This is a genomic window from Exiguobacterium sp. BMC-KP (assembly GCF_001275385.1).
Lineage (GTDB): Bacteria > Bacillota > Bacilli > Exiguobacteriales > Exiguobacteriaceae > Exiguobacterium_A.
The window spans coordinates 152755-177971 of sequence record NZ_LGIW01000013.1 but is presented as its reverse complement, the minus strand read 5'-3'; the positions used below and the strand labels follow the sequence as shown (position 1 = coordinate 177971).

The window sequence follows — 25217 nt, the reverse complement described above, 5'->3', positions numbered from 1 at the left end:
CAAATGACTGGATTTAACAAAAGATGTCTGCTATAACTGTAACTAACAACCGACAGATAGAGGCGCGGATGACATGAGTAGCATCATTCTTGAAGGCAAGCATGCCGAATGATGTGAAAGGGGAAGTCCGCCGAAGTGAACGAGAAGATGCTTACTCTTGTTTGCTGGTACAACGGTTAAGATCCGTTGTACTGCCGAAACCGATGTTTCGGAGCGCTATCTTACGTAAAAGAACGAATGACTTTGTCTTCGTTTGTCCGATCGTGATAACGACGGGCCGTAGGAACGCTCCTACCGGCCCGTCGTTTTTTTCTGTATCGGGACAAAGGAGATAGGATTGTGACAACTGTACTTAAATTTGGTGGAAGCTCGGTTGCGACTGTCGAACAGATTCAGTCTATTGCGAATTATTTGAAGAGTCGCGCAGCCGAAGGTGAAAAACTCGTCGTCGTCGTTTCGGCGATGGGCAAGATGACAGATTCTTTAATCGCTCAGGCGCAAGCCATTACGGATCGCCCCGAGCGGCGAGAACTCGATCGTCTGCTTGCCATCGGAGAAGAACAGACGATTTCATTACTCAGCATCGCCCTTAACTCGCTCGGCGTCAAAGCGTTATCGCAAACTGGCGCACAAGCAGGAATCAGCACGATGGGCGTGCATACGAAAAGTAAGATCAAACAGATCGATGGAGATCTGTTACGACAAAAACTCGAAACGTACGATGTTGTCATCGTTGCTGGGTTCCAAGGTGTCAACGAACTCGGTGACGTGACGACACTCGGACGAGGCGGATCGGATACGACGGCAGTTGCTCTTGCGGCAGTGCTCGATAAACGGTGCGAAATCTATACCGATGTCGACGGTGTCTACACGGCTGATCCACGAATCCATGCCGCGGCTCAGCCGATCCCCCACATCTCATATGACGAGATGATGGAGATGAGCGCCCTCGGGTCGAAGGTTATGGAAATGCGGAGTGTCGAGTTAGGAAAAAAATACGGCGTACACATCTTCGTCGGGAAAACACTTGAATCGAAAAGGGGAACATGGATCATGGAAGCGACGGAAACAATGGAACAAAAAGCGGTAACGAGTGTCAGCGTCACGAAGAACGTCTTGACGGTGTCAATCAAACACGTACCGCAAACAAATGCAGCAGTAGCTGATATCTTCGAACTGTTATCCAATCGCCACGTCAACATCGACATGATCAGTCAAACGACGTTCGACAGTGACATTTTCTTATCGTTCTCATGTCCACTCGATGAAGAAGAATTCCTCGATGAAGCCTTAAAAGACATCATGGATCGCTTTACGACAGTGAAGGTCGACCGCCATAACCAACACGCAAAATTATCTGTCGTCGGAATCGGGATGCGGGATGCAACAGGTGTTGCTTCGAAGTTGTTCGCAATTTTCCGAGCAGAGAACATTCCATTCTATCAAGTTACGACTTCAGAAATTAGTATCTCATACACGATTGCACAAGCAGACATTGAACGAACGGTTGCAGCGATTGCAAACGCGTTCGAGTTATAAGGAGGAGAACAGGATGTATCATGTAGCAGTCATTGGAGCAACCGGCGCGGTCGGTCAAAAAATGTTACAAGTACTAGCAGAACTGGACTTCCCGGTCAGCCGCTTATCCGCTTACGCTTCTGCTCGTTCAGCAGGGAGCACGGTACAGTACAAAGGAGAAGACATTACGATCCAAGCATTGACACCAAGTATCACGGAAGACGGGATCGACGTCGCGTTGTTCGCGGCGGGCGGGACGATCAGTGAGCAATATGCACCGTTATTAGCTGAAAACGGAACGCTCGTCGTCGATAACTCGAGTGCCTTCCGGATGCAGGAAACGATTCCACTCGTCGTACCAGAAGTTAATCCACAAGCGATTCAAGCAACGGACCGTTTGATCGCGAATCCGAACTGTTCGACGATTCAATCGGTCGTCGCATTAGCGCCGCTCCAGTCACTGGGATTCGAGCGTGTTAACTATACGACGTACCAGGCTGTATCTGGTTCAGGTCAAAAAGGGATCGAGGACTTGGCACGCGGGGCACGCGGAGAAGAACCCGTCAATTATCCGCACCCGATTCACGATAACATCTTGCCGCATATCGATGTGTTCCTAGAAAACGGTTATACGAAAGAAGAGCAGAAGATGATTGACGAAACACGGAAAATCTTCAATCTTCCAGCATTACCGGTCAGTGCGACGTGTGTTCGTGTTCCAGTCACGAATTCTCACTCGGTTGCGATTAACGTTACGTTTACGCAACCGACGACGGTTGAAGCCATCCGTGAAGCGTTAGAAGGTGCACCAGGCGTCGTCCTCGTTGATGATGTCGCAAACACGCGTTACCCGATGCCACTCGATGCAAGTGGAACGGACGATGTCTACGTCGGACGGATTCGACAAGATGATAGTCTTGCGAACACATTCCATCTCTGGTGTGTGGCTGACAACATCCGAAAAGGTGCTGCGTCAAATGCCGTGCAAGTCGCACGTCAAGCGATCGAACAGTCGATTCATTCATAACAAAGGAGGAGTTCTTCATGTTCAAAGGAGCAGGTACAGCGCTCGTTACACCATTTAATGAAGCAGGCGAGTTAGATCTACACGTATTTAAACGCTTGATCGAGCAACAACTCGCAGCAGGTATTCAGGCGCTTGTCGTCGGGGGTACGACAGGAGAAGGGTCGACCTTAACGAATGCTGAATTCGAGCAACTTCTGACGACTGCCGTTCAAATCACGGCAGGACGCGTACCGGTCATTGCTGGAACGGGTTCGAACAACACGGCAGCAACGATCGAGAAGACATTACTTGCAGAACGTCTCGGTGCGGACGCAGCGATGCTCGTCACACCTTACTACAATAAAACATCACAAGCCGGTCTCGTCGCGCACTTCACGGCAGTCGCCGATGCAACAGAATTGCCGATTATGCTATACAACGTTCCATCACGAACTGGCGTCGCAATCGCTGTCGATACAGCGGTGACGTTAGCACGTCATCCACGGATTCAAGCCTTTAAGGAAGCAAGTGGAGACGTCAGCTTCATGGGAGAACTGATGGCAGCGATTCCGGAAGACTTCGCGGTCTTCTGTGGAAATGACGATCAAATCCTGCCGTACATGGCATGGGGCGCACAAGGTGTCATCTCAGTCCTCTCGAATCCGTACCCGGCAGAGACACAAGCGCTGGCTGAGGCGTTACTCGCACAAGATCTCGTGACGGCGCGTCGGATTCAAGCCGACTTGTTACCGGTCATCGGTGCTTTGTTCAGTGACGTCAATCCGATTCCAGTCAAAGCATCGCTTGAAGAACTTGGTTTTGCAGTTGGTGCGCCTCGCTTGCCGCTCGTCCGTCAATCGGAAGCGGGTCACGCGCATTTACTCGAAACGATGCATGCTTACAAAGGAGTGGTTCGATGAAACTCGCGTTACACGGTTATGGTGCGACAGGACAGTATGTCGTCGAACTAGCGCCACAAAGTATTGTTGCAATCGTTGACCGGACGAAGTCATCCGATACGATTTCTTCATACGCGGAGCTAACAGAGATGTCAGAGAAAGTTGATGCGATCATCGACTTTTCACATCCGAGTTTGTTACCGGATTTACTCGCTTACGGGTTGGCGACAAAAACGCCACTCGTCATCGCGACGACTGGCTTTTCTGAAGCAGAACTTGCGTCGATCCAAGATGCTGCGAAAGAAATCCCGATTTTTCAGTCGTACAACATGTCTTACGGTATCGCGATGGTGCAGCAACTGTTAAAGACACTCGTACCATTAGCAGGGGCGTATGACATCGAATTGCTCGAGAAACACCATAATCAAAAAGTCGATGCGCCAAGCGGAACGGCCGAGTTGCTGTTGCAAACGATTCAGACAGCGCGTGACGTGACACCGGTGTATGACCGGTCGCAAACGCGGCAGAAGCGGGAGACGAACGAAATTGGGATGCACGCGATGCGCGGCGGAACGATCTTTGGAGAACACGAAGTCTTATTCGCCGGTGTCGACGAATTGATTGAAATCAAACATACGGCGTTATCGAAAAAAGTATTTGCTTCTGGTGCAATCAAAGCAGCTGAAGCACTCATTCAAAAAACAGCGGGACTCTATACATTAGAGACGCTCTACACACAGGAGGATTCACATGTTACTCACTGATGCTTACGAAATTGCTAAATTCATTAAAGATGCTAAAAAACAAACACCGGTTAAACTTTACGTCAACGGCGATTTGGCTGGCTTGACGATCGAAGGTGCAACAGCATTCGGATCAGATGAATCAAAGATTTTCTTCGCAGATGCAGGACTTGCGGCTACTTTCTTAGAAAAGTATTCAGATCGCATCACGGATGTTCACGTGGAGTATGATCGTCGCAACAGTGCGGTACCAATGCTTGATACACGTCACCTGAATGCACGCATCGAGCCAGGCTCTTGGATTCGCGATCATGTCGTTATCGGTGATAACGCGGTCGTCATGATGGGCGCCATCATCAATATCGGTGCATCAATCGGAGATGGTACAATGATTGATATGAACGCTGTCGTCGGTGCACGTGGGACGATTGGGAAAAACGTTCATGTTGGCGCAGGTGCCGTGGTCGCGGGTGTCCTCGAACCACCTTCAAAAACACCTGTCATCATTGAAGACGGTGTCTTGATTGGTGCAAATGCAGTCATTCTTGAAGGCGTCAAAGTCGGTAAAGATGCCGTCGTCGCTGCTGGTAGTGTCGTCACAGAAGACGTACCTGCTGGAAGTGTCGTTGCTGGAACACCTGCACGTGTCATCAAACAGAAAGATGCGAAAACAGAAGAGAAGACGCAATTGGTGGATGATTTACGTTCACTCTGATTGACGTCGAAGAGGAGGAAAACACATGGCAGTGGATACACAGTATGGAGAAGCAATTTGGTTAGATGGAGTTTTTCATGATCCGAAAGATGCAAACACAAGCGTCATGTCACATGCGATTCACTATGGTAGTGGATTCTTTGAAGGAATTCGTGCATACGCAACACCGGATGGACCGGCGATCTTCCAATTGAAGGAACATATCGAACGTCTCTTCCGCAGTTGTGCGTATTACCATGTCACGATTCCGTATACTGTTGACGAACTTGTTCAAGCAACGATCGATTTGGTTGCGAAAAACGGATTTGAATCGTGTTACATCCGTCCATTCGTGTTCCTCGGTACGCCATGGCAAGCATTGATGGCGAAAGATACGACAGTTCATGTCGGAATCTCTTGCTGGGAGCTTGGGGAATACTTCGATAAAGGCGCTGGCATTCGTGCCAAAGTCGCATCGTATCGCCGTGTCTCATCAACGATGATGCCGATGCAAGCGAAAGCGGCTGCTAACTACATGAACTCACAACTTTTAAAAGGTGAAGCGATTCGTGATGGATTTGATGAAGCAATCGCACTCGACATGAACGGAAACGTCAGTGAAGCGAGTGTTGCGAACCTCTTCCTTCTAAAAAACGGAACGATTCATACACCGTCGCTCGATTGTTCAGTACTCGACGGTATTACACGCCAAGTCATCATCCGCTTGGCACAAGATCAAGGCTATCCTGTCGTTGAACGTCATATCGGACGCGACGAGTTATATGTCGCTGATGAGATCTTCTTAACAGGAACAGCTGCTGAAATCACGAGTGTCGGTGAAATCGATCATATCTCGATCAATGGCGGAACACGGAACGTCGCTGATGAGTTGCTCGGTCTTTACCGTCAAGCCGTCACAGGTCAATTGCCGCAATATGCGGACTGGTTGACGTATGTGACACCAGCTGTCGCGGAATGACGACGCGTACACTCGTCACGATCGATCGGAAGGCGGTGCGACAGAATGTCGCATCGGTCTTCGCTCGGTCACGTAAACGTATTTTCGCCGTGGTCAAGAACAATGCGTATAACTTAGGTATGCTCGAGATGGTCGAGACGCTGATGGCGTCTGATGTTCATCATTTTGCTGTCGCCGAGTTGTACGAAGCCATTGAAATCAAAACGAATTTTCCAGACAGTTATGTACTGGTTATGAATCCGACGGAGGATTTTGAAACAGCACGACGTTTCGGAATTGCACTCGGTGTCTCATCGCTAGAATGGCTCGCCCTACACAGTGAACAGCTGCAGGGAATCGAGTTACATTTGAAGATCAACGTCGGGATGAACCGTTTTGGTGTCAGTTCGCTTCAGGAAGCGGAAGCTGTCCTTGCGCTTGCGCAAGCAGATTCGCTTGATTTAACAGGTTTATATACACACTTTCCGCTTGCCGACGAACCGGATGCGGATCATGATGGACAAGTCGAACGTTTCGTTGCCATTGCCGATGTGTTACGAAAGCGCCATACGTTCACGTATATCCATTCGGAAAACAGTGCGACGATCGTCAAACACGATCCGCGTCTCGCGTTTTGTAACTATGTTCGTCCGGGAATCTTCTTGTTCGGTTATTCGCCGATCGAAAAGATGGACTGGCTTGTGCCGTCACTTCGGATGACGACAGAAGTCGTTGAAATTCGTGAAATCGGACCGGGTGAACATGTAGGATACGGAACAAATTTTACGAGTACGGAACCGATGCGGATTGCCATCTTACCAGTCGGATATGGAGACGGTGTCGTCCGTGGACGGGCCGCTTTACCAGTTCACATTCAAGGGAAGCCTTATCCCGTCATCAATAAACTATTCATGAGTCATACGTTCGTCGCCGTCGATGGGACGGTTAAAGTCGGAGACGAAGTCGTGCTATACGGGGATGGCGTTGAAATTGACGATATCACTCGGACGGGTGCAGCGAACAATTCAGAGCAGATGTGTGCCCGGTCGTGGCGCTTGACGCATCAGTATCTATAAGGAGGAACTTATTATGTATGGAAGTCAATACCTGACAGAAGAAAACAATACGTTGCACATCGATGGTGTCGCAGCTACCGATCTTGCAGCACAGTACGGAACACCATTGTACGTGATGGCAGAACGGGAGCTGACGGATCGACTGGCAACCGTCCGGGAACACTTCCTTGATAAGTATCCGAATACGTATGCTTCCTTCGCTTCAAAAGCACTGACTGTCAGTGCGGTGTATGAACAAGTTGTGCGTCATGGTCTCGGAATTGACGTCGTCACGGGCGGGGAACTCTTCATCGCCCGTCAATCCGGGGTTCCGGCAGAACGGATTTATTTCCATGGTTCGAATAAATCAACGGCTGATCTTCAGTATGCCGTTGAGGAAGGTGTCGGACGGATCGTCATCGATCACTTTGCAGAGATCGCACAACTCGAAGCGATTGCGGCACAAGCTGGTCAGACCGTTCATGTCCTAATCCGGATCGTGCCACAAGTCATCGGGGGAGCACATGCGAAAATCCAGACGGGTGGTGTCGATACGAAATTTGGTTTCTCGACGCATGCGTCAGATTATTTAGATGCGATCGAAGCGATTTTAGCATCAGAACATCTGTCCTTACTCGGCATCCATTGTCATGTCGGTTCGCAAATTCAAGATCCGTCACTGTTCGAACAGACAGCTCGGACGATGATGGGCTTCGTCGAAACGATCCGTGCCCATCATGGTTTTACGGTCAGCGAAGTTAATGTGGGCGGTGGCTTCGGCATTGCCTATACACAGGACGATCAACCGCTTGATTTTGAAGCGACGATTGCGCGCGTCATGGACGTGATCGAAGCGGAAACGGAACGACTCGGTATCGAACGTCCGCGAATCGGTATCGAACCAGGTCGCTGGGTCGTCGCGAATGCAGGCACAACACTTTATACGGTCGGAGCGATCAAAGAAATCGAAGGCGTTCGGACATATCTTTCGGTCGATGGCGGAATGACGGATAACATTCGTCCAGCGCTTTACGGGGCTGTCTACGAGACGGTCATCGCGAACCGGATGAAGGGTGAAACGACGGAAGTGACGGTCGTCGGAGCAGCTTGTGAATCAGGTGATCTTGTCGCTGAAAAAGCGCAGTTGGTTGAACCGAATGGTGGCGATACGCTCGCTGTGTTTGGAACAGGGGCATATAACTTCTCGATGGCAAGCAACTACAACCAGTTCTTACGTCCGGCACTTGTTTTCGTCCGGGACGGGGAGTCCCGTGAAGTCGTCCGTCGACAAACATATGCGGATTTGGTTCAGTGTGATCTTGGGATCAATGGTGTCCGGTCGGAATCGTAACATACAGAGATGATCGATTGGTAAAAGACGAAAAACCGGCGCGATTGCGTCGGTTTCATGCATACAATCTATAGTGGTTCTTCTCTTCACGGAGAAGGATCGCTTTTTTGTGTTGGCATAAGCCTGGTCAATTTGGAATTTTCAAGACTTGTCCGACGAGTAAGAGATTTGGATTCGTGATGCCATTTGCCTGCATCAATGCTGTGACAGTAACACCGTAACGCATGGCAATGGAGTAAAGCGTATCACCGGATTTAACCGTATAAGTCGTTGTCGGAATTTTTAAGACTTGACCAATGTTCAACAGATTCCAGTTCGTGATGTTATTCGCACTCGCGAGGGCAGAAACCGAGACGTTGTATTTACGTGCGATCGAATAGAGTGTATCGCCTGCTTTGACGGTATACGTCGTACCCGTCGTAGTTGGTGAGCGGAGTAATTCTGAAATCGTGACGAACGAATAGCCTTTGGCTTTGAGTTTCGAAATCATCGTTGGCAGGGCAGTCGGTGTTCCTTTTGCACCAGCGCCGGTATGCATCAGAATGATCGAACCAGGAACGACTTTTGGCAACACACGATCCAAGATGGCTGTTGAAGAGATGCCCTTCCAATCCGTCGTATCAATATTCCATTGAATTGTTTTCGTATATCCTGCGGCTCCGACGGCACTTAACACGTTACTGTTGCTTGCACCAAACGGCGCACGGAAAATCGGTTTTGTCGTTTTTCCGGTCAAGGACCGGATAAGAGACTCCGTCCGAGATAATTCACTCGTCATTTGACTTGCTGTTAATGTCGTAAAATCCGGATGTGAATACGAGTGATTGCCGATTTGGTGTGTAGGAGAGGCGGTTGTGATGTTTTTAATCGATTGGGGATGGTTCGTTGCGCCACTGCCTGTTAAGAAGAAAGTCGCCTTCACTTGGTTACTTTTTAAGATACTTAAGATTTTTGCAATGTTCGTTCCATCTGAACCGTCATCGAACGTCAATGCGACGACTTTTTGTGTCGTCGTTCCTTTTGTCACAAACGTAGAGCTCGCTGCATCAACCTGTGAAGGAATCGATAATGGACTAAGGAGAAGCAATCCGATCATCATGATGGTGGGTTTCTTGATGTTCATCGTCTAGTACCTCCTTCATAAAAAACATGCTTTATGAGTACTCTTTATTAAGGTATTCCCTTTATTTTAAAAAAAGAACTAAGAAATTCCCGTTTTGCAAAGAAATAAAACTAAATTACAGAAAATTTGTTTAAACCGTAATCTTTTTGGGAAACCATAATATATGGAAATAGTAAAAAGGAGTGAGAAGGAATGATCGAATTCAAAAACGTCGGTAAGCAGTTCAAGGACAACGTCGTCTTGAAAGGTTTATCGCTCGAGATTCAAAAGGGTGAACTCGTTGTCTTCATCGGACCAAGTGGTTGTGGGAAAACGACGTCACTTAAGATGATTAATCGCTTGATCGAACCTTCTTCAGGTACGATTTTAGTCAATGGGAAAGATATCATGAAGACGGATACGATCGAATTACGACGTCATATGGGATATGTCATTCAACAAACAGGTCTGTTCCCTCATATGACGGTTCGGGAAAACATTCAATTGATTGCCGGACTTGAGGGGAAAGACCACGATGAGATGGATCAACGGACAGAACAATTATTGACGATGGTCGGGCTTGATCCGAAACAATTCATCGATCGTTATCCGAGCGAACTCAGTGGTGGGCAGCAACAACGTGTCGGTTTTGCGCGAGCTTTGATGAACGATCCAGATGTCATTTTGATGGATGAACCATTCAGTGCACTCGATCCTGTTACTCGAAACGATCTACAGGAAGAACTGTTCAACTTACAAGAAGAAGTGAAAAAGACGATCGTTTTCGTCACCCATGATATGGATGAAGCGATCAAATTAGCGGATCGGATATGTATCATGCGTGACGGGGAGATCGTTCAGTTCGATACACCAGAAGAAATTCTCCGTCATCCAAAAGATGAATATGTCGAATCGTTCATTGGGAAAAATAAAATCTGGAGTAGTCCAGAATTCATTAAGGCAGAAGATATCATGATCGAGGATCCGGTTTCAATCAGTGGCAAACGCACGTTGTTACAGGGAATTGAAATCATGCGCGGTCGAAAAGTCGACAGCCTGTTGATCACTGATCGTGACCGCGTCTTACAAGGTCTAATTAAGTTGAAGAATATCCAGACGATTCCGGATAAGAGTCAACGAATCGAAGAAGTCATGGAAGGTGAAATCATCGCCGTCAATGAACATGATTCGTTACTCGATGTCCTTGAGGTCATGAATCAGGAAGAGACAGGCTATCTTCCGGTAACGGATGCGACTGGAAAACTAAGAGGATTGATTACACGTAGTAGCTTACTTTCCGTCCTGAGTGAGCAATTCATTCACGAGGAGGAAGTCCAATGAACGGATTCTTTGATTATGTAAAAAACAATACCGATCAGATCGGTGACTTATTGCTTGAGCACTTGCAGTTGACGGTCTTTGCTGTCGTCATCGCTGTCGTCCTCGGGATTCCGATCGGGATATTGATCACCCGTTATCAAAAGTTTGCAAAGCCGGTCCTCGCATTGACGAGCGTTGTTCAAGCGGTTCCGAGTCTTGCCTTACTCGGTTTCTTGATTCCGTTCATCGGGATCGGATCAACACCGGCGATCATCATGGTCGTCCTCTATTCACTATTGCCAATCGTTAAAAATACGTATACGGGTCTGTCGAGCATTCCAGGGGATACGCTCGAAGCAGCCAAAGGAATTGGTTTGACGGATCGTCAAATTCTCAGTAAGGTCCAGATTCCACTTGCCTTACCAATCATGATGGCAGGGATTCGGATTTCTGCGGTTACAGCCGTTGGTTTAATGACGATTTCCGCGTTCATTGGTGCCGGTGGTCTTGGTTACCTCGTTTTCTCGGGTATTCAAACGGTTGATAATAATCAAATTCTTGCCGGAGCGATTCCAGCTGGTATTTTAGCACTCGTCATCGACTTCGTCGTCAGTCGGATTGAATATTCGGTGGCACCGAACGGGATTCCACTTGCGGATGGTCGAATCAAGAACAAAGCACGTAAGCGTCGCAAGGCGATGCCAGCCGGACGTAAGATTGCGATTGCAAGTATCGTCTTTTTATTGATCGGTGGAACAGTCGCTTATTCTTTCCTCAAGGAAGATAAGATTGTCATCGGATCGAAGAACTTTACGGAACAATTGATTCTCGGAAATATGTTAGCGGATTTAATCGAAGACAAAACAGATTTAGAAGTCGAACGTCAGTTAAATCTCGGGGGGACGAAAGTCGCTTACGGAGCACTTGAAAAAGGCGAAATCGATGCGTATGTCGAGTACACAGGAACCTTGTTGATCGACGTTCTAAAGCAAGATGTCGAGACAGATCCGGAAACAGTCTATGCAAAAGTCGGGAAGATGATTCCTGAGAAAAGTCAGGTCGACGTTCTTGATCCAATCGGATTTAATAATACGTACGCTCTCGCCATGACGAAAGAAGACATCGAAAAATATGACTTAAAGACGGTGTCCGATATGTCAAAAGTCAGTGATCGCTTGATTCTCGGATCAACAATCGAATTCGCGAATCGTGAAGACGGTTATCTTGGTCTGAAGAAAAAGTATCCAGATATGAAATTCCAAGATGTACAACCGGTCGATGGAGGGCTTCGTTATACAGCACTGACGAATGGTCGAACGAACGTCATCGATAGTTTCTCGACAGATGGTCTGTTGCAAAAATTCGATTTGACGGTACTAGAAGATGATAAGAAATTCTTCCCGCCATATTATGCAGTACCACTTGTTCGTCAAGAAACACTTGAAGAACATCCAGAACTGGAAAAAGTCCTCAACACGTTGAAGGATAAAATCACGGATGAAAAGATGCAAGAATTGAACTACAAAGCAGACGTTGAGAAACAGCGCCCGGAAAAAGTTGCGCGTGATTTCTTGATTGAAGAAGGCTTGATTTCAAAATAATGAGTAAGAGCCGAGGCGGGAATCCGCTTCGGCTCTTTTTGAATGCGCGCTGACGCGCTATATCGTTTTGGAAAATACGTAATCAAGTGATTAAATTATTTTTTGATGCGACTAGCGAGCCAAGCGCGAACAGTGCGTTGCTGAATCATACACGTTCTTCCTCTCGGTTTAATGTTCCAAGGCGGTGCTCGGCATCTTTAACGATACGTGCTTGAATCTCGACTGTCAACCAATCTGTTTCCGTTTCAGGTAACGTCGGCAAACCGTAACTTGGGTTATTCGTAGATGAAAACAAATCAGACATGATGCGTTCTTCGTATACTGGAATCATATAAAATCCCCTCTCTGTGTCTTGATTCATCTCTTACATCCTTAGTGTACGGAAGAATTGTAAAGACGGAAGAGGGGAGGTGTTAAGAACCCGTGAACTTTGTAAACGTTCTCACAAACTTGTCAAATCTTCTTCAATCGCCTCGCAACTGTCGGCATACTGCTGACCTCGTTTGACGTATTTTCGCACCGTCCGTTCCATGATGAAGCGATCATGGTCACTGATATCCCGGACGATTTTTGCTGGGACACCCATGACCATCGCGCCTGCTGGGACTTTCATTTTCGGTGGAACAAGGCTCCCCGCAGCGACGAATGCACCTTCTCCGATCTCAGCTTCATCGAGAATCGTCGCCGACATCCCAATCAATGCGCCTTTTCGAATGATGCCACCATGGATCATCGCCATATGACCAATCGTCACCTCATCTTCAATGATGGTCGGATACCCTTCATACTGATGAATCATCGAACCATCTTGAATGTTAACACGTTCCCCGATTTGAATCGGACCTTCATCTCCCCGGATGACTGTATTGAACCAGACGGATGAGTCTTTTCCGATCGAAACTTCACCGATGACTTTTGATCCATCCGCTAAATAAACAGATGGATCGATGTTTGGAATAAGTGAACCGACACGATATTTCATGCGTTTTTCCCCCTCAGACATTAAATCAATACTCTTTCATCTTGACGTTACAAAAAATAAATTGCAACAGCTTCCAAAGTAATTGTAAGATGGTAAAAATACGCTTACAACAGGAGGAGACAGGATGGAACAAACAGTGCGCGAACGATTGATCGCGATTGCTGCAAAAAAAGAGAAAGCGGCTATCGTCTATCAGAATATTTCAGTCATTGATGTCATGACACGTGAGACCTATACAGCGGACGTAGCGATTGATTCAGGCTATATCGCTGCTGTCGGAGAAGGATATGAAGGAATCGAGAATCGTCCGGGAGAAGGTCTCTTCATCGCGCCAAGTTTCGTCGATGCCCATGTCCATATTGAATCATCGATGGTACCACCGAGTGAGTATGAGCAAGCAATTTTACCGTTAGGAGTGACGACGATCATCGCCGATCCGCATGAGATCGCAAATGTTAAAGGCGCGGAAGGATTATCCTTCATGCTAGATGATGCAGAGGGACTCGCACTTGATGTCCGCATGATGTTACCGAGCTGTGTACCAGCGACTTCGTTTGAACATGCTGGGGCATCACTTGACGCGGCAGCACTTGCGCCGTTCGTCGATCACCCGGGTGTCCATGGTTTAGGAGAAGTCATGGATTATCCAGCTGTTGAACGAGCCGATCGTGACATGCTCCAAAAAATCAAACAGATTGAAGACGCAGGAAAACTCGTCGATGGTCACGCAGCAGGACTAGGACCGCGTGAGATCAACATTTATGGTGTCGCTGGGATTCGAACGGATCATGAGTCCGTCAGCAAGGAAGATGCGATTGTCCGAGCTCGTCGCGGTCTATATGTCGAGGTACGCGAAGGTTCGGCAGCCCGAAACTTAAAAGAAGTACTCGATGCCGTGACAGAAAGTAATGCGAGTCGTTTCCTCTTCTGTACGGATGATAAGCATCTGGACGATACATTACGTGAGGGAACGATTGACTACAATATCCGCTATGCAATCCGTCATGGGATTAAACGCGAGACAGCATATGCAATGGCATCGTTGCACGCGACGAATGCGTATCGTTTAGACGATCGTGGAGCCATCGTACCGGGACGCCGGGCGGACTTTGTCTTGTTATCGGATGCAGATAACGTCGTTATTGACGAGGTCTATATTCAAGGGAACTGTGTCGCACGAGCAGGGAAGACGATCCGACCAGTGCGACGTGCGCATGTCCCGGAATCCTTACGTGGAACATTGAATACAAAACCGATTACGCCAGAAGTGTTTGCACTCCCGCTTGATTCATCACGTGCCCATGTCATCGGAGTTATTCCGAAAAGTATCGTCACGGAGCACTTGATTCTCGACGTCCCGCTTCAAGACGGACACTTTGTACCAGTCCCAGAGCAGGATCTATTGAAGATCGCTGTTATTGAACGTCATCACGGGACAGCCTTCTCGGCAGTCGGCATCGTTAAAGGTTTCAAGATGAAACGCGGCGCGATTGCAGCAACCGTTGCTCATGATTCGCATAATCTCGTCATCGTCGGTGCATCGGACGAAGAGATGCAACTCGCTGCAGAACGTCTCGTTCAAGCAGGTGGCGGTGTCATCGCTGTTAACGGTCAAGAGGTCCTTGCTGAGTTACCACTTGAAATCGCTGGGCTGATGACAAATCGTCCGTTCCAAGAAGTCGGAGATACACTCGAAGCGTTAAACGATGCGCTCGATGTGTTAGAAGCCGATCGTTCGTTCAATCCGTATTTGACGATGTCTTTCCTTTGCTTGCCCGTCATTCCCGAGTTGAAACTGACCGACAGTGGGTTATTCGACGTGAAACACTTCCAGCATATTTCGGTCCAGGCAGATTAATGTCCGTCGCGAGTCTGAGTCTCATTCCGGGACTCAGACCGTTTTTATATCGATTGTTGTGCGTTAGAATCAAAATAAGCTACTTTACAAAAGGGCTAGAAATCCTTAATGAAACTTAATAGTTTGGATGTTGAATCATTTTGGAAAGCTTGTTATAGTAAGTTCTATATCATTTGTGAGAAATCTCACTTATGATGAAACTTTTATCTCGGAATGCCGTAGAAGATAGTAGGACAACAAAATGAGAAAGGAGATCATGATTAATGGATAAATCCTATTTTGAAGGACATGAAGCTTTGATTGCAGATGTTTATCGTTCATTTACTCGTCAGTTCCATGCACTACCGACACATCGACGGACAAAGCGTCAGTTACGAAATCTTGCATTTTCCGTCATTCGTCAAGCTAGACCGACGTATGAAGAACGTACCGTACTCTATGCATACTTCGCGGAATTCTTTCGAGCCGTGGAAGAAGGACAGGATGAAGAGATTGCTTTTTACAAACAAATCGCACAGTAAAGACCCCCGATGGCTCCGTCAGAAGGGGTCTTTGTTGTTTTTAGAAATGAACGTCTGTAAACAAAAAACAAGTAGCGGACAAGGTCCACCACTTGTTCATGATTGATTTAAAGGTTTTACTTTACTTCCATCCATTTAAAGCTCATATCGGCACCGAATGGGTGACGGTATAATTTATCGATGTTCGTCCGTTGCAAGTAAGCTTCACCTTTTTGGTAGATTGGTGCAATCGCATAGTCTTCTGTCAACAGCATTTTTTCAGCTTCTTGCATGTCAGACCAACGTTTTGCTTCATCTGCTTCTTGTTTTGCTCCCTTGATGAGATCATCGAATTTTTTGTTCGAATATTCCATTCGGTTGAAGCTTCCACCTGTCAACCACATATCGAGGAATGTCATCGGATCCTGGTAGTCAGGTCCCCATCCGGCAGTAGAAATATCATAGTCGCCTTTCGATTCAAGGTCAAGGAAGTTCTTGAATGGTTGTTGTTTAATATTAATCGTCAAACCAGGAAGATGTTTCTCGAGGTCTCCTTTTAAGTACTCAGAAACTTTTTTGAAGGCATCTTCATCTCGTGAGAGCATACTGAATTCTACTGTTTTAACCCCGAGTTCCTTCAAGCCAGCATCCCAAGCTTTTTTCGCTTCATCCGCATCATAGCTTTGAAGATCAGGGTACTTCGCACGGAAGTCTTCCCCGTCCGGTGTGAACGTGAAATCTTTCGCAACGATGAAGTTCGCTGGTTTTGATCCATCATTTAGGATGACATCTGCAATCCCTTGTTTCTCAAATCCAAGTGCAAGTGCTTTTCGAATGTTTTTGTTTTTTAACGCTTTATTCTTCTGGTTAAAGCGGAGGAAGTTAATTCGAGCATCTGGACGTGTTTTGTAATCATCTGATTTTTCATATTGCGAGACAAACTCAGATGTAATCGGTGCAAAATCGACTTCTTTTGATTCGAAGAGGTTGACACCTGTTGAGATTTCTTTAACGACTTTAACGTTAATTTGATCCATCTTGACACTTGCTTTATCCCAGTAATCTGGATTTTTCTTGTACGTCCAACCCGAGTTCGCTTGCCACTTGTCGAGAACGAAAGGTCCATTGAAGACCATTGTATCAACGCTCGTTGCAAACTTATCGCCTTTATCTTCAACAAATGATTGTTTTAATGGCAAATAGGTTGGGAAGCTTGTCAAACCAAGGAAGTAAGGGGCTGGAGCTTCGAGTTGTACTTCGAGTGTTTGATCGTCGACTTTTTTGACACCAAGTTCATCGAGTTCAGCATCTCCCGCCATGATTTTGTTGGCATTTTTTAAATCTTGTAAAATGTACGCGTATTCTGCTGCTGTCTTTGGATCAAGTGCACGTTTCCAAGCATAGATGAAATCATCTGCTGTGACGGCTGATCCATCTGACCACTTCGCATCTTTACGCAGTTTGAACGTATATGTTTTTTTATCATCGGATACTTCAACGCTTTCTGCAATACCAGGTGTCGGTTTGTTATCGCCATCTAGACGATACAGCCCTTCAAAGACGTTGTTCGTGACGATGATGGAAGTCGAGTCCGTCGTTTTCGTCGGATCTAACTGAGGTACATCCGTCGTTGAAACGAGCGTGACTTCCTTTTTCTTGTTTTTCGAATCCGATCCGCTTGTGTTTTCGTCATTTCCTTGCCCACATGCAGCGACAGCAAGTAGCGCGATGCTGGATAGTCCAGCAAAAGCGATTTTCGATGGTTTATTCATGGAACGATGACCCCCCGAGAGTTAGTGTTAAATATTTCAGAAAAATGTGAACATATTGTTAATTTAAGTGAAAGTGATTAAAAATGCAACATAAATTTTCAGATAATTCTTACTGATCAAGGTCTATATCCTCAATTCCGAGTGATTTTAAATAGTCATAAAGTAGGAATAAGGTCAGTGCATGCGGGGAATACATTCGTAAAGTCAATCGAACCGGATCTCCACGTAAACGCATATTCGTGATACGTACACCTTTACGCTCCAAGGCAAGAACGATATCTTTCGGGTCAAGTCCGGAAGGGAGTAACAGGTGTGCAACGAGAACGTTCGCCTCAAAGCGACTATTATTAGTGCGACGCATCATCCACGTTAATCCTTCCAATAAGAAAAAGAGAAAGAGAACGAGAAAAATTGACTCCCAGATGAAGCCGGCACCGACTGCGATTCCAATTCCGCTTGCACTCCAAATAATGGCGGCAGTCGTTAGTCCGCTGACGATATCATGAGGACGACGCAAAATGACACCAGCACCGATGAATCCGATTCCAGTAATGATTTGGGCAACAAGACGCATGGGGTCCATCTGAACATGAGTCGCCATATCATGATAGAGCAAAACGGATTTAATGGAGACGATGGTTAAAAGACAACTGATGAGGGTAATTACGAGGCTAGTGCGTATACCGACCGGTTTATTTTTGATTTCACGCTCGAATCCGATGAAAATTCCAAGTGTAGCGGCTAATAGGAGTTTTAAGAAGTCCTCGAGCTGAAATACATGAATCCAGTTCATTCGTCTCAAATCCTTTCTTTACTTTAGAAGGTGATTTGTTATAATGACTTTTGTGTCTTTCGAATGAATATACGTAAGATGTAATAGATATACGAAAAAAGGAAGTGTCTCATCATGAATCAGCAAAAAATCGGCTTCTTTGCGCTTGCTGCAATGGTCATCGGTTCAATGGTCGGTGGAGGTGCCTTTAACCTTCCTGGTGCAATGGCCCAAAGTGCAAGTGCAGGACCTATCCTCATCGGATGGAGTATCACAGGGATTGGGATGATTATGCTCGCATTAGTCTTCCAGCACCTCGCAAACAGTAAACCGGAGCTTGAAGGCGGGATTTACGCATACGCACGTGAAGGATTCGGACGTTTTGTCGGCTTCAACAGTGCCTGGGGATACTGGGTATCAGCCTGGATCGGAACAGTTGCGAATATCACGCTCGTATTTAACGCGATTAGTTATTTCTTCCCGATTTTCGCAGCAGAAAATCGGATCTTCCTGCTCCTCATGAGTATAGTCGTCATATGGGGATTATTCTGGCTTGTCTCGAGTGGGATTAAGGAAGCGACGCTCGTCAATCTGATTACGACGATCGCGAAGCTCGTTCCAATCTTGATTTTCATTCTTCTTGTTGGGATCGCCTTTAATGTAAAGACGTTCAATTTAGATATTTGGGGAGAGGGAACAGAACTTGGTTCGATTTTCGACCAAGTCAAAGGAACGATGCTCGTCACACTTTGGGCTTTCGTCGGCATCGAAGGAGCAGTCGTTTTATCGAGTCGTGCTAAAAATCGGAGTGATGTCGGTAAGGCGACAGTAACAGGGCTCGTTGGGGTTTTAGTCATCTACATCCTTATTTCGGTCTTATCACTTGGCGTCCTTAGCCAAGAAAAACTGGCTGGACTGAAAGAACCAACGATGGCATATGTACTAGAGGCGGCGATTGGACCAGTTGGAGCGACAATCATCATGATTGGTTTGATCATCTCACTATCTGGAGCCCTTCTTGGATGGACGATTTTAGCATCTGAGATTTCATACCTTGTTGCAAAAGACGGTGCGTTCCCGAAAGCATTCGCTAAGACGAACCGTAAAGGAGCACCAGTCGGCGCATTACTGATTACACAAATCGCGACACAAGTTGTTGCAGGTATCGCACTCTTCTCAGCACAAACGTATCTTGTCCTATCGAGTATCGCGGGGATTTGTGCATTGTTACCGTACTTGTTATCAGCGTTGTACAGCATTCGAACATCGCGAGAAGAACGCAATCGAAAAATGTTGCTCTTCTCTATCATTGCATCGGCGTATTCCATCTGGCTCGTCTATGCATCGGGAATCTGGTATATCGTCATTGCAGCATTAGTCTATGCGCCAGGAATTCTTGCTTATGCACTAGCAGAACGAGAACAGCAACGGACGGGTATGTCACGGTATGAATGGATTGCGAGCATGATTCTTGTTGTATTAGCTGGAGTAGCTGTTTATGGAATGGTCGTAGGAGAGATTCAATTATAAAAATGTTACGAAAAGGAAGTCACGGTGGTTTTAATCTACCGTGACTTCCTTTTTGATTAAGGTTTTAAGAATCGCGTTTCTATATCTTGTACGGAAAGGGGTTCAGAGAAAATAAATCCTTGCATGTACTGACAAGATGTCGTTTTTAGATAAGCTAACGCGTGTTCAGTCTCGACTCCTTCAGCAACGAGATTCAATTCTAGATTGTGACCGAGTTGAATGATGGAATCCAGCAAGGCATGATCATTTGTTGCCAATCCATCAATAAAGACTTTATCGATTTTTAATTCATCGATTGGAAAAGCACTAAGATACTGTAAAGAAGAATAACCGGTTCCGAAATCATCAATCGATAAGCGGAAACCGAGCGACTTAATGAGGTGCATGCGTTCGACCGTTCGTTGCGTCTGAAGAATCGCAATGTTTTCTGTCATCTCTAACGTAATCGAAGATGGGGAAATGAGTCGTTCTGTTACGATGTGCTGCAACGTACGAATGAAGGAGTCACTTTGGAACTGATGCGGTGAGATATTGATTGCCATCGTCAGTTCAGGATTGATCGTCTGTTGCCATTTCGCGAGCTGCTCACATGCTTCAATGATGACCCAGTTGTTGATTGGTGTGATCAATGAGGCTTCTTCAGCGAGTGGGATGAATTCGTCTGGTGGAATACTTCCAAGCGCCGTGTGATTCCAGCGTAATAAGGCTTCGAAGCCTTTAACGACTTGTGTTTGAAGTTCAATGATTGGTTGATAAGCAAGGTAAAGAGATTGATCTTCGAGTGCGGTGAAGAGGGAACGCTCGAGTTGGATTTTTCGTGTAAATTGTGCATCCATCTCATGCGTTAAATACTGAATCGTTCCAGTACCAATTGATTTCCCTGCATACAGAGCCATTTCCGAACGGCGATATAAGTCCTCAAGCGTTTTCGCTTCGGATGGATAGACGGTAATGCCGAATGTACAAGAAACGATGAGCGAGTGACCATTGATGTAGTAAGGGCGTTGCAATGCTTGTTGTAATTTTCGAGCATACTGGAAAAGTAGGTTGCTCGATGGTGCAGGTAATAAGACACCGAAAAGATCACTCGTCGGGTGAAAAGCAAGTACATCTGTCGTATGTTGTAAAAGACGAGTTGCCATTGCTTGAAGAAGTTGATCACCGACGTGTGTGCCAAACGAGTCGTTGATGACTTTAAAGCGATCGATATCGAACAAAATGAGTGCAATCGGATCATGCGAAGCAGCAGATTGGAATAATGCTTCACCTTCACGCAAAAATCCTCGTTTATTCAATAGATGTGTCATCTCGTGATGATGCACTAAAAAATCAAGTTCTTCTTCAAGGGCAGTTGTTTCCGTAATGTCATTCCCAATGAACAGATGTTGGAAGCGAATCCTGTTTGCATCGTAGATTGGAAGCAAAGTCGCTTGTAGATGTTTTCGTTCGCCTGTTTGTGAAGTGAGACTAAGGCGACCAGACCAAGCTTTGCGTTCGCGCAGTTGTGTCCGAATCTCTGTAACAACAGGACTAGATGAATCTAAAATAAGAGACCAAGGTTGATTAAGAAGCATCTCAGAACAATAGCCCGTCACATCGATGAGCTGATCATTGACGTACGTGATCGTCCCTCGTGCGTCGAAGACAGCGACAGAAGCGATCTGATCGAATGCATGACGCAAATCCATCAATCCTTGAAAAAGTGGTTTCATGTTTGTTTGCTGCTCAGCCGAAGGGATACAGCAGGCGAAAGCAGCGATAACGGTTCCTGTATCATCAAGCAAAGGGGATAAAAGAAGTGTTGACGTTACAGAAGTACCAGTTTTATGCAATAAGGAGGCATTCGGTAATTGGACGGATTGACGGCGTTCCAAGAAGGCATGCCAAATCTGTTGGCTAAATGCCATGTCTTCCCGTTCCAGAAGTGGAACAGTCTGACCAACGACTTCTTGTTGTGTCCAGCCCCAATGATTTTCGGCAAGCTCATTCCAAGAGCGGATGGTCAAATCAGTATTGAGTATGAAAGCGGGTAAAGGAAATTCTTGAATGACGACTTCGTAGGAATCAATGGTCGAACGGTCCATTACGTGCGCACGCTCCTTTATGATGAAAAGAGATGACGGTTCACTTGTCTTGTCTATTCCCAATATATTCAATTCTTACGCACTAGAATCCTTTCGATAAGACATTTTTTAGATGAAGATTCTGTGAAAGAATCTGCTATAATAATATTGAAAGCGTTTTCTAAAGAGTTATGAGGGGGAATCTCGATGAATCAAACAGAGAAAATCATTCAACAGACAGAACAGTTCGGAGCACATAACTACCATCCACTCCCGATCGTCATCTCAGAAGCAGAAGGTGTCTTTGTCACGGATCCTGAAGGACGCCGTTATATGGATATGCTGAGTGCCTATTCAGCGGTTAACCAAGGGCATCGTCATCCGAAGATTATCGAGGCACTAAAACGTCAGGCAGATAAGATTACATTGACGTCACGTGCCTTCCACAATGATCAACTGGGCTTTTTCTATGAAAAAGTAGCGCAATTGACTGGAAAAGATATGGTGCTACCGATGAACACGGGTGCAGAAGCAGTCGAGACAGCAGTTAAAGCAGCGCGTCGTTGGGCATATGAAGTGAAACAAATTCCGGGGGATGCTGAAATCATCGTTTGTGAAGGAAACTTCCATGGTCGGACGATGACAGCCGTCTCGATGTCGACAGAAGCAGAATATCAACGGGGATTTGGTCCGCTCCTTCCTGGAATCAAGACGATTCCGTACGGAGATCTCGATGCGTTAAAACAAGCGATCACTGAAAATACAGCAGCCTTTATCCTTGAACCGATTCAAGGAGAAGCGGGGATTTTAATTCCTTACGATGGTTTCTTAAAAGACGCGCAAGAAGTGTGTCGTACGCAAAACGTACTTCTTGTATCTGATGAGATCCAGTCTGGACTTGGTCGTTCTGGTAAATGGTTTGCATCTGACTGGGATGAAGTAACACCAGATATGTATATTCTCGGTAAAGCACTCGGTGGTGGCGTATTCCCGATTTCATGTGTTGCTGCAAATAAAGATGTCCTTTCTGTCTTTAATCCAGGATCACACGGGTCGACGTTTGGCGGTAATCCACTCGCATGTGCCGTCTCGATTGCTTCACTTGAAGTGTTAGAAGAGGAAAAGCTACCGGAACGTTCACTCGAACTCGGTACGTACTTCATGGACAAATTGAAACAAATCAACAACCCGATGATTAAAGAAGTACGTGGTCGCGGATTATTCATTGGTGTTGAATTGACAGAAGCAGCGCGACCATATTGTGAAGCGTTGAAAGAAAAAGGATTGCTTTGTAAAGAGACGCACGAGACAGTCATTCGTTTTGCACCACCTCTCGTCATCACAAAAGAAGAGTTGGATTGGGCATTCGAACGGATTGAACAAGTATTAGGTGTATCCGTCGCTCAGTAATTAGGATAGATTTCGATTGAACAACAGTGGACAGTCCGTTCACTGTTGTTTTTGTTTGGAGAAGTGTCGATTTTAATTGAAGAAACGTTTGAAAATCAGTAACAAGGGAACATACAACTATCGCAAAAAAAACTTTTAAATGGGGGTAATGAGTATGTCAAACAACAGTGGTCTCAATAAAAAAGTGGATGGTATCGTCGATAAAGTAGCCGGTAAAGCAAAAGAAGCACTCGGTAAAGCGACAGGTGATAAATCGACAGAGCGCGAAGGTAAAAAAGATCAACTAAAAGGTGACGCGAAGAAAACAGTCGGAAACGTCCAACAGAATTTTGAAGATACAAACCGTCGTTAAGATTGTTCTAAATAAATAAGACCGGACTAGATAATTATTCTAGTCCGGTTTTTAGTGTCTGCTATAATGAAATTTTGTATCAACTAAAAAGATAAAAATAATTTGTATAAAGGTCTAGTCATTTAGTTGTTTATGTGGAATAATAAAAAACGTAAAAGCGTTTACATTGTTCTGTCATTATCGTTTATTCAGGAAAGGGTGAAAGGTATGTTGCAGTTTCTACAACGAATTGGTAAAGCCTTGATGCTACCAATCGCAGTATTGCCGGCTGCGGGAATCGTGCTCCGATTAGGTTCAGCGGATATGCTGGATATTCCGTTGATGGTAGCAGCAGGAGGGGCTATTTTTGATAACCTTCCATTAATATTTGCCATCGGTGTCGCAATCGGTCTATCGATTGATGCAAGTGGGGCAGCGGGTCTTGCGGGAGCCATTGGGTATCTTGTCTTAAAGAATGGTGTCGACTCGATGAACAAGGATTATTCGAGTGCACAGATTCAGGCGAAGTATGATGCAATCGCTGCGATTGTCAATGATTCCTCGACCAAGGTCGACGGAGCGACACTTGGTTCGATTGCGAATCAGGCGACACTCGGTTCGACCGTTAATATGGCGGTATTCGGCGGAATCATTGCAGGTATCGTCGCAGGGCTTCTATATAATCGGTTCTATAACATTAAGTTACCGGATTGGTTAGCCTTCTTCGGTGGTCGTCGTTTCGTTCCGATCATTACATCAGCAGTCATGCTCGTGCTTGCTTTCATCTTTGGTTATGTTTGGCCGTTCATCGAGCAAGGCATCAATGGTGCTGGTGAATGGATGGTTGGTCTTGGTGCAGGAGGCGCTGCTTTGTTTGGATTCTTTAACCGTCTCTTGATTCCTGTTGGATTACACCACGTCTTGAATAATATTTTCTGGTTTGTCTTCGGTTCATATGAAAAAGCAGATGGTACAGTTGCGAACGGAGACATTGCGCGCTTCTTCGCTGGAGATCCGACGGCAGGAATTTATCAAGCTGGTTTCTTCCCAATCATGATGTTTGCGTTACCTGCTGCAGCCTTCGCGATCGTCATGGCTGCGCGTAAAGAAAATCGAAAAGCGGTTGCCGGAGCGATGATTGGTCTTGGACTCACGTCCTTCCTGACAGGAATCACGGAACCAATCGAGTTCTCGTTCATGTTCTTGTCACCTGTTTTATATGTCATCCATGCTGTATTGACAGGTCTATCGATGGCAATCGTTAACTTGCTCGGTATTTTACACGGCTTCTCCTTCTCAGCTGGTTTTATCGATTATGCCTTGAATTTCGGTATTGCAAAAAAACCATTGCTTATCATTCCGGTTGGTCTCGCGTTCGCGGTCGTCTATTACTTCCTGTTCTACTTCATGATCACGAAATTCGATTTGAAGACACCAGGTCGTGAAGATGAATCGCTCGTCACAGACACGGGAGTCGTTCTGACGGATTCAGACGATAAATATGAGCAACAAGCTGCTCAGATTTTTGCTGGATTACAAGGAACAGAAAATGTCACATCGATTGACAATTGTGCGACACGCTTACGTTTACAAGTCAAAGATCCAAGCATCATTGACGAAGCAGCGATTAAAGCGGCTGGAGCGAAAGGTGTCATGAAGATGGGGGCAACAAGTGTTCAAATCATTATTGGTACGGATGTCGAATTCGTTGCGGATGCGATGAAACGACAGAAGTAAAGAAAAAACGACCTC

General features: G+C 46.0%; 22 protein-coding genes and 1 riboswitch. Of the genes, 16 read left to right on the top strand and 6 right to left on the bottom strand.

The features are described from left to right. Positions 1 to 49: 49 nt before the first annotated feature. Positions 50 to 227: riboswitch (Lysine riboswitch) on the top strand. Positions 228 to 339: 112 nt separating this feature from the next. The 8 genes from ADM98_RS03730 to lysA are packed head-to-tail and all read left to right on the top strand — an operon-like array spanning position 340 to position 8224. Beyond that, the gene (locus ADM98_RS03730) at positions 340 to 1539 is read left to right on the top strand and encodes an aspartate kinase (RefSeq protein ID WP_047395005.1); all 1200 of its coding nucleotides are present in this window, start codon (positions 340 to 342) and stop codon (positions 1537 to 1539) included. 13 nt (positions 1540 to 1552) lie between these two features. Further along, positions 1553 to 2545, top strand: coding sequence for an aspartate-semialdehyde dehydrogenase (locus ADM98_RS03725; protein WP_053452319.1), 993 nt, complete (start codon positions 1553 to 1555; stop codon positions 2543 to 2545). Between the two features lie 17 nt (positions 2546 to 2562). Then, positions 2563 to 3444, top strand: coding sequence for a 4-hydroxy-tetrahydrodipicolinate synthase (dapA, locus tag ADM98_RS03720; protein ID WP_053452318.1), 882 nt, complete (start codon positions 2563 to 2565; stop codon positions 3442 to 3444). Next, the gene (dapB, locus tag ADM98_RS03715) at positions 3441 to 4187 is read left to right on the top strand and encodes a 4-hydroxy-tetrahydrodipicolinate reductase (RefSeq protein ID WP_053452317.1); all 747 of its coding nucleotides are present in this window, start codon (positions 3441 to 3443) and stop codon (positions 4185 to 4187) included. The genes dapA and dapB overlap by 4 nt, the downstream gene beginning before the upstream one ends. Next, on the top strand, positions 4174 to 4881 hold the full coding sequence (dapD, locus tag ADM98_RS03710; protein ID WP_029340774.1) for a 2,3,4,5-tetrahydropyridine-2,6-dicarboxylate N-acetyltransferase: 708 nt from the start codon (positions 4174 to 4176) through the stop codon (positions 4879 to 4881). The genes dapB and dapD overlap by 14 nt, the downstream gene beginning before the upstream one ends. Before the next feature lie 25 nt (positions 4882 to 4906). Then, positions 4907 to 5839, top strand: coding sequence for a branched-chain amino acid transaminase (locus tag ADM98_RS03705; protein ID WP_029340775.1), 933 nt, complete (start codon positions 4907 to 4909; stop codon positions 5837 to 5839). Next, positions 5836 to 6894, top strand: a complete 1059-nt coding sequence (gene alr / locus ADM98_RS03700; protein ID WP_053452316.1) for an alanine racemase — start codon at positions 5836 to 5838, stop codon at positions 6892 to 6894. Before ADM98_RS03705 ends, alr begins: the two co-directional genes overlap by 4 nt. A 13-nt stretch (positions 6895 to 6907) precedes the next feature. Continuing rightward, entirely contained in the window at positions 6908 to 8224 is a 1317-nt protein-coding gene (gene lysA / locus ADM98_RS03695) for a diaminopimelate decarboxylase (protein ID WP_053452315.1), read from the top strand. 127 nt (positions 8225 to 8351) lie between these two features. Here the strand turns inward: lysA and ADM98_RS03690 are convergent, their stop codons facing one another. Then, complete coding sequence (locus ADM98_RS03690) at positions 8352 to 9347, bottom strand: LysM peptidoglycan-binding domain-containing protein (protein WP_053452314.1); 996 nt, start codon at positions 9345 to 9347, stop codon at positions 8352 to 8354. A gap of 192 nt (positions 9348 to 9539) precedes the next feature. Between ADM98_RS03690 and ADM98_RS03685 the strand changes: the two genes are divergently transcribed. Both ADM98_RS03685 and ADM98_RS03680 read left to right on the top strand, forming a co-directional pair. Beyond that, positions 9540 to 10667: an ABC transporter ATP-binding protein gene (locus tag ADM98_RS03685; protein WP_053452313.1), complete on the top strand. Its 1128-nt coding sequence runs from the start codon at positions 9540 to 9542 to the stop codon at positions 10665 to 10667. Further along, complete coding sequence (locus ADM98_RS03680; RefSeq protein WP_053452312.1) at positions 10664 to 12247, top strand: ABC transporter permease/substrate-binding protein; 1584 nt, start codon at positions 10664 to 10666, stop codon at positions 12245 to 12247. The genes ADM98_RS03685 and ADM98_RS03680 overlap by 4 nt, the downstream gene beginning before the upstream one ends. 145 nt (positions 12248 to 12392) lie before the next feature. Here ADM98_RS03680 and ADM98_RS03675 read toward each other — a convergent pair whose 3' ends face one another. Together ADM98_RS03675 and ADM98_RS03670 are read right to left on the bottom strand one after the other, a co-directional pair. Continuing rightward, on the bottom strand, positions 12393 to 12578 hold the full coding sequence (locus ADM98_RS03675) for a hypothetical protein (protein WP_029340780.1): 186 nt from the start codon (positions 12576 to 12578) through the stop codon (positions 12393 to 12395). A gap of 111 nt (positions 12579 to 12689) precedes the next feature. After that, the gene (locus ADM98_RS03670; protein ID WP_053452311.1) at positions 12690 to 13229 is read right to left on the bottom strand and encodes a gamma carbonic anhydrase family protein; all 540 of its coding nucleotides are present in this window, start codon (positions 13227 to 13229) and stop codon (positions 12690 to 12692) included. 124 nt (positions 13230 to 13353) lie between these two features. On the opposite strand from ADM98_RS03670, the gene ade reads away from it, so the two are divergent. Both ade and ADM98_RS03660 read left to right on the top strand, forming a co-directional pair. Beyond that, the gene (gene ade / locus ADM98_RS03665; RefSeq protein ID WP_053452310.1) at positions 13354 to 15087 is read left to right on the top strand and encodes an adenine deaminase; all 1734 of its coding nucleotides are present in this window, start codon (positions 13354 to 13356) and stop codon (positions 15085 to 15087) included. 263 nt (positions 15088 to 15350) lie between these two features. Beyond that, entirely contained in the window at positions 15351 to 15608 is a 258-nt protein-coding gene (locus ADM98_RS03660) for a hypothetical protein (RefSeq protein WP_053452309.1), read from the top strand. 116 nt (positions 15609 to 15724) lie between these two features. Here ADM98_RS03660 and ADM98_RS03655 read toward each other — a convergent pair whose 3' ends face one another. Then, a complete protein-coding gene (locus ADM98_RS03655) occupies positions 15725 to 17359 on the bottom strand; it encodes a peptide ABC transporter substrate-binding protein (RefSeq protein WP_053452308.1) in 1635 nt (544 codons plus the stop codon). Positions 17360 to 17468: 109 nt separating this feature from the next. Further along, positions 17469 to 18152 carry an MgtC/SapB family protein gene (locus ADM98_RS03650; protein ID WP_053452307.1) on the bottom strand — a complete coding sequence of 228 codons (684 nt, stop codon included), beginning with the start codon at positions 18150 to 18152 and terminating at the stop codon, positions 17469 to 17471. Between the two features lie 111 nt (positions 18153 to 18263). On the opposite strand from ADM98_RS03650, the gene ADM98_RS03645 reads away from it, so the two are divergent. Beyond that, a complete protein-coding gene (locus tag ADM98_RS03645; protein WP_200904882.1) occupies positions 18264 to 19661 on the top strand; it encodes a basic amino acid/polyamine antiporter in 1398 nt (465 codons plus the stop codon). A gap of 56 nt (positions 19662 to 19717) precedes the next feature. Here ADM98_RS03645 and ADM98_RS03640 read toward each other — a convergent pair whose 3' ends face one another. Next, positions 19718 to 21745, bottom strand: coding sequence for a sensor domain-containing protein (locus ADM98_RS03640; protein WP_053452305.1), 2028 nt, complete (start codon positions 21743 to 21745; stop codon positions 19718 to 19720). A gap of 186 nt (positions 21746 to 21931) precedes the next feature. Here ADM98_RS03640 and ADM98_RS03635 point away from each other — a divergent pair, with 186 nt between their 5' ends. From ADM98_RS03635 to nagE, 3 genes are all read left to right on the top strand, one after another. Next, entirely contained in the window at positions 21932 to 23134 is a 1203-nt protein-coding gene (locus ADM98_RS03635; RefSeq protein ID WP_053452304.1) for an ornithine--oxo-acid transaminase, read from the top strand. A gap of 154 nt (positions 23135 to 23288) precedes the next feature. After that, positions 23289 to 23486: a CsbD family protein gene (locus tag ADM98_RS03630; RefSeq protein ID WP_053452303.1), complete on the top strand. Its 198-nt coding sequence runs from the start codon at positions 23289 to 23291 to the stop codon at positions 23484 to 23486. A gap of 207 nt (positions 23487 to 23693) precedes the next feature. Further along, positions 23694 to 25202 (top strand): N-acetylglucosamine-specific PTS transporter subunit IIBC, encoded by a 1509-nt coding sequence (nagE, locus tag ADM98_RS03625; protein WP_053452302.1) that lies wholly within the window; start codon positions 23694 to 23696, stop codon positions 25200 to 25202. The last annotated feature ends 15 nt before the right edge of the window (positions 25203 to 25217 follow it).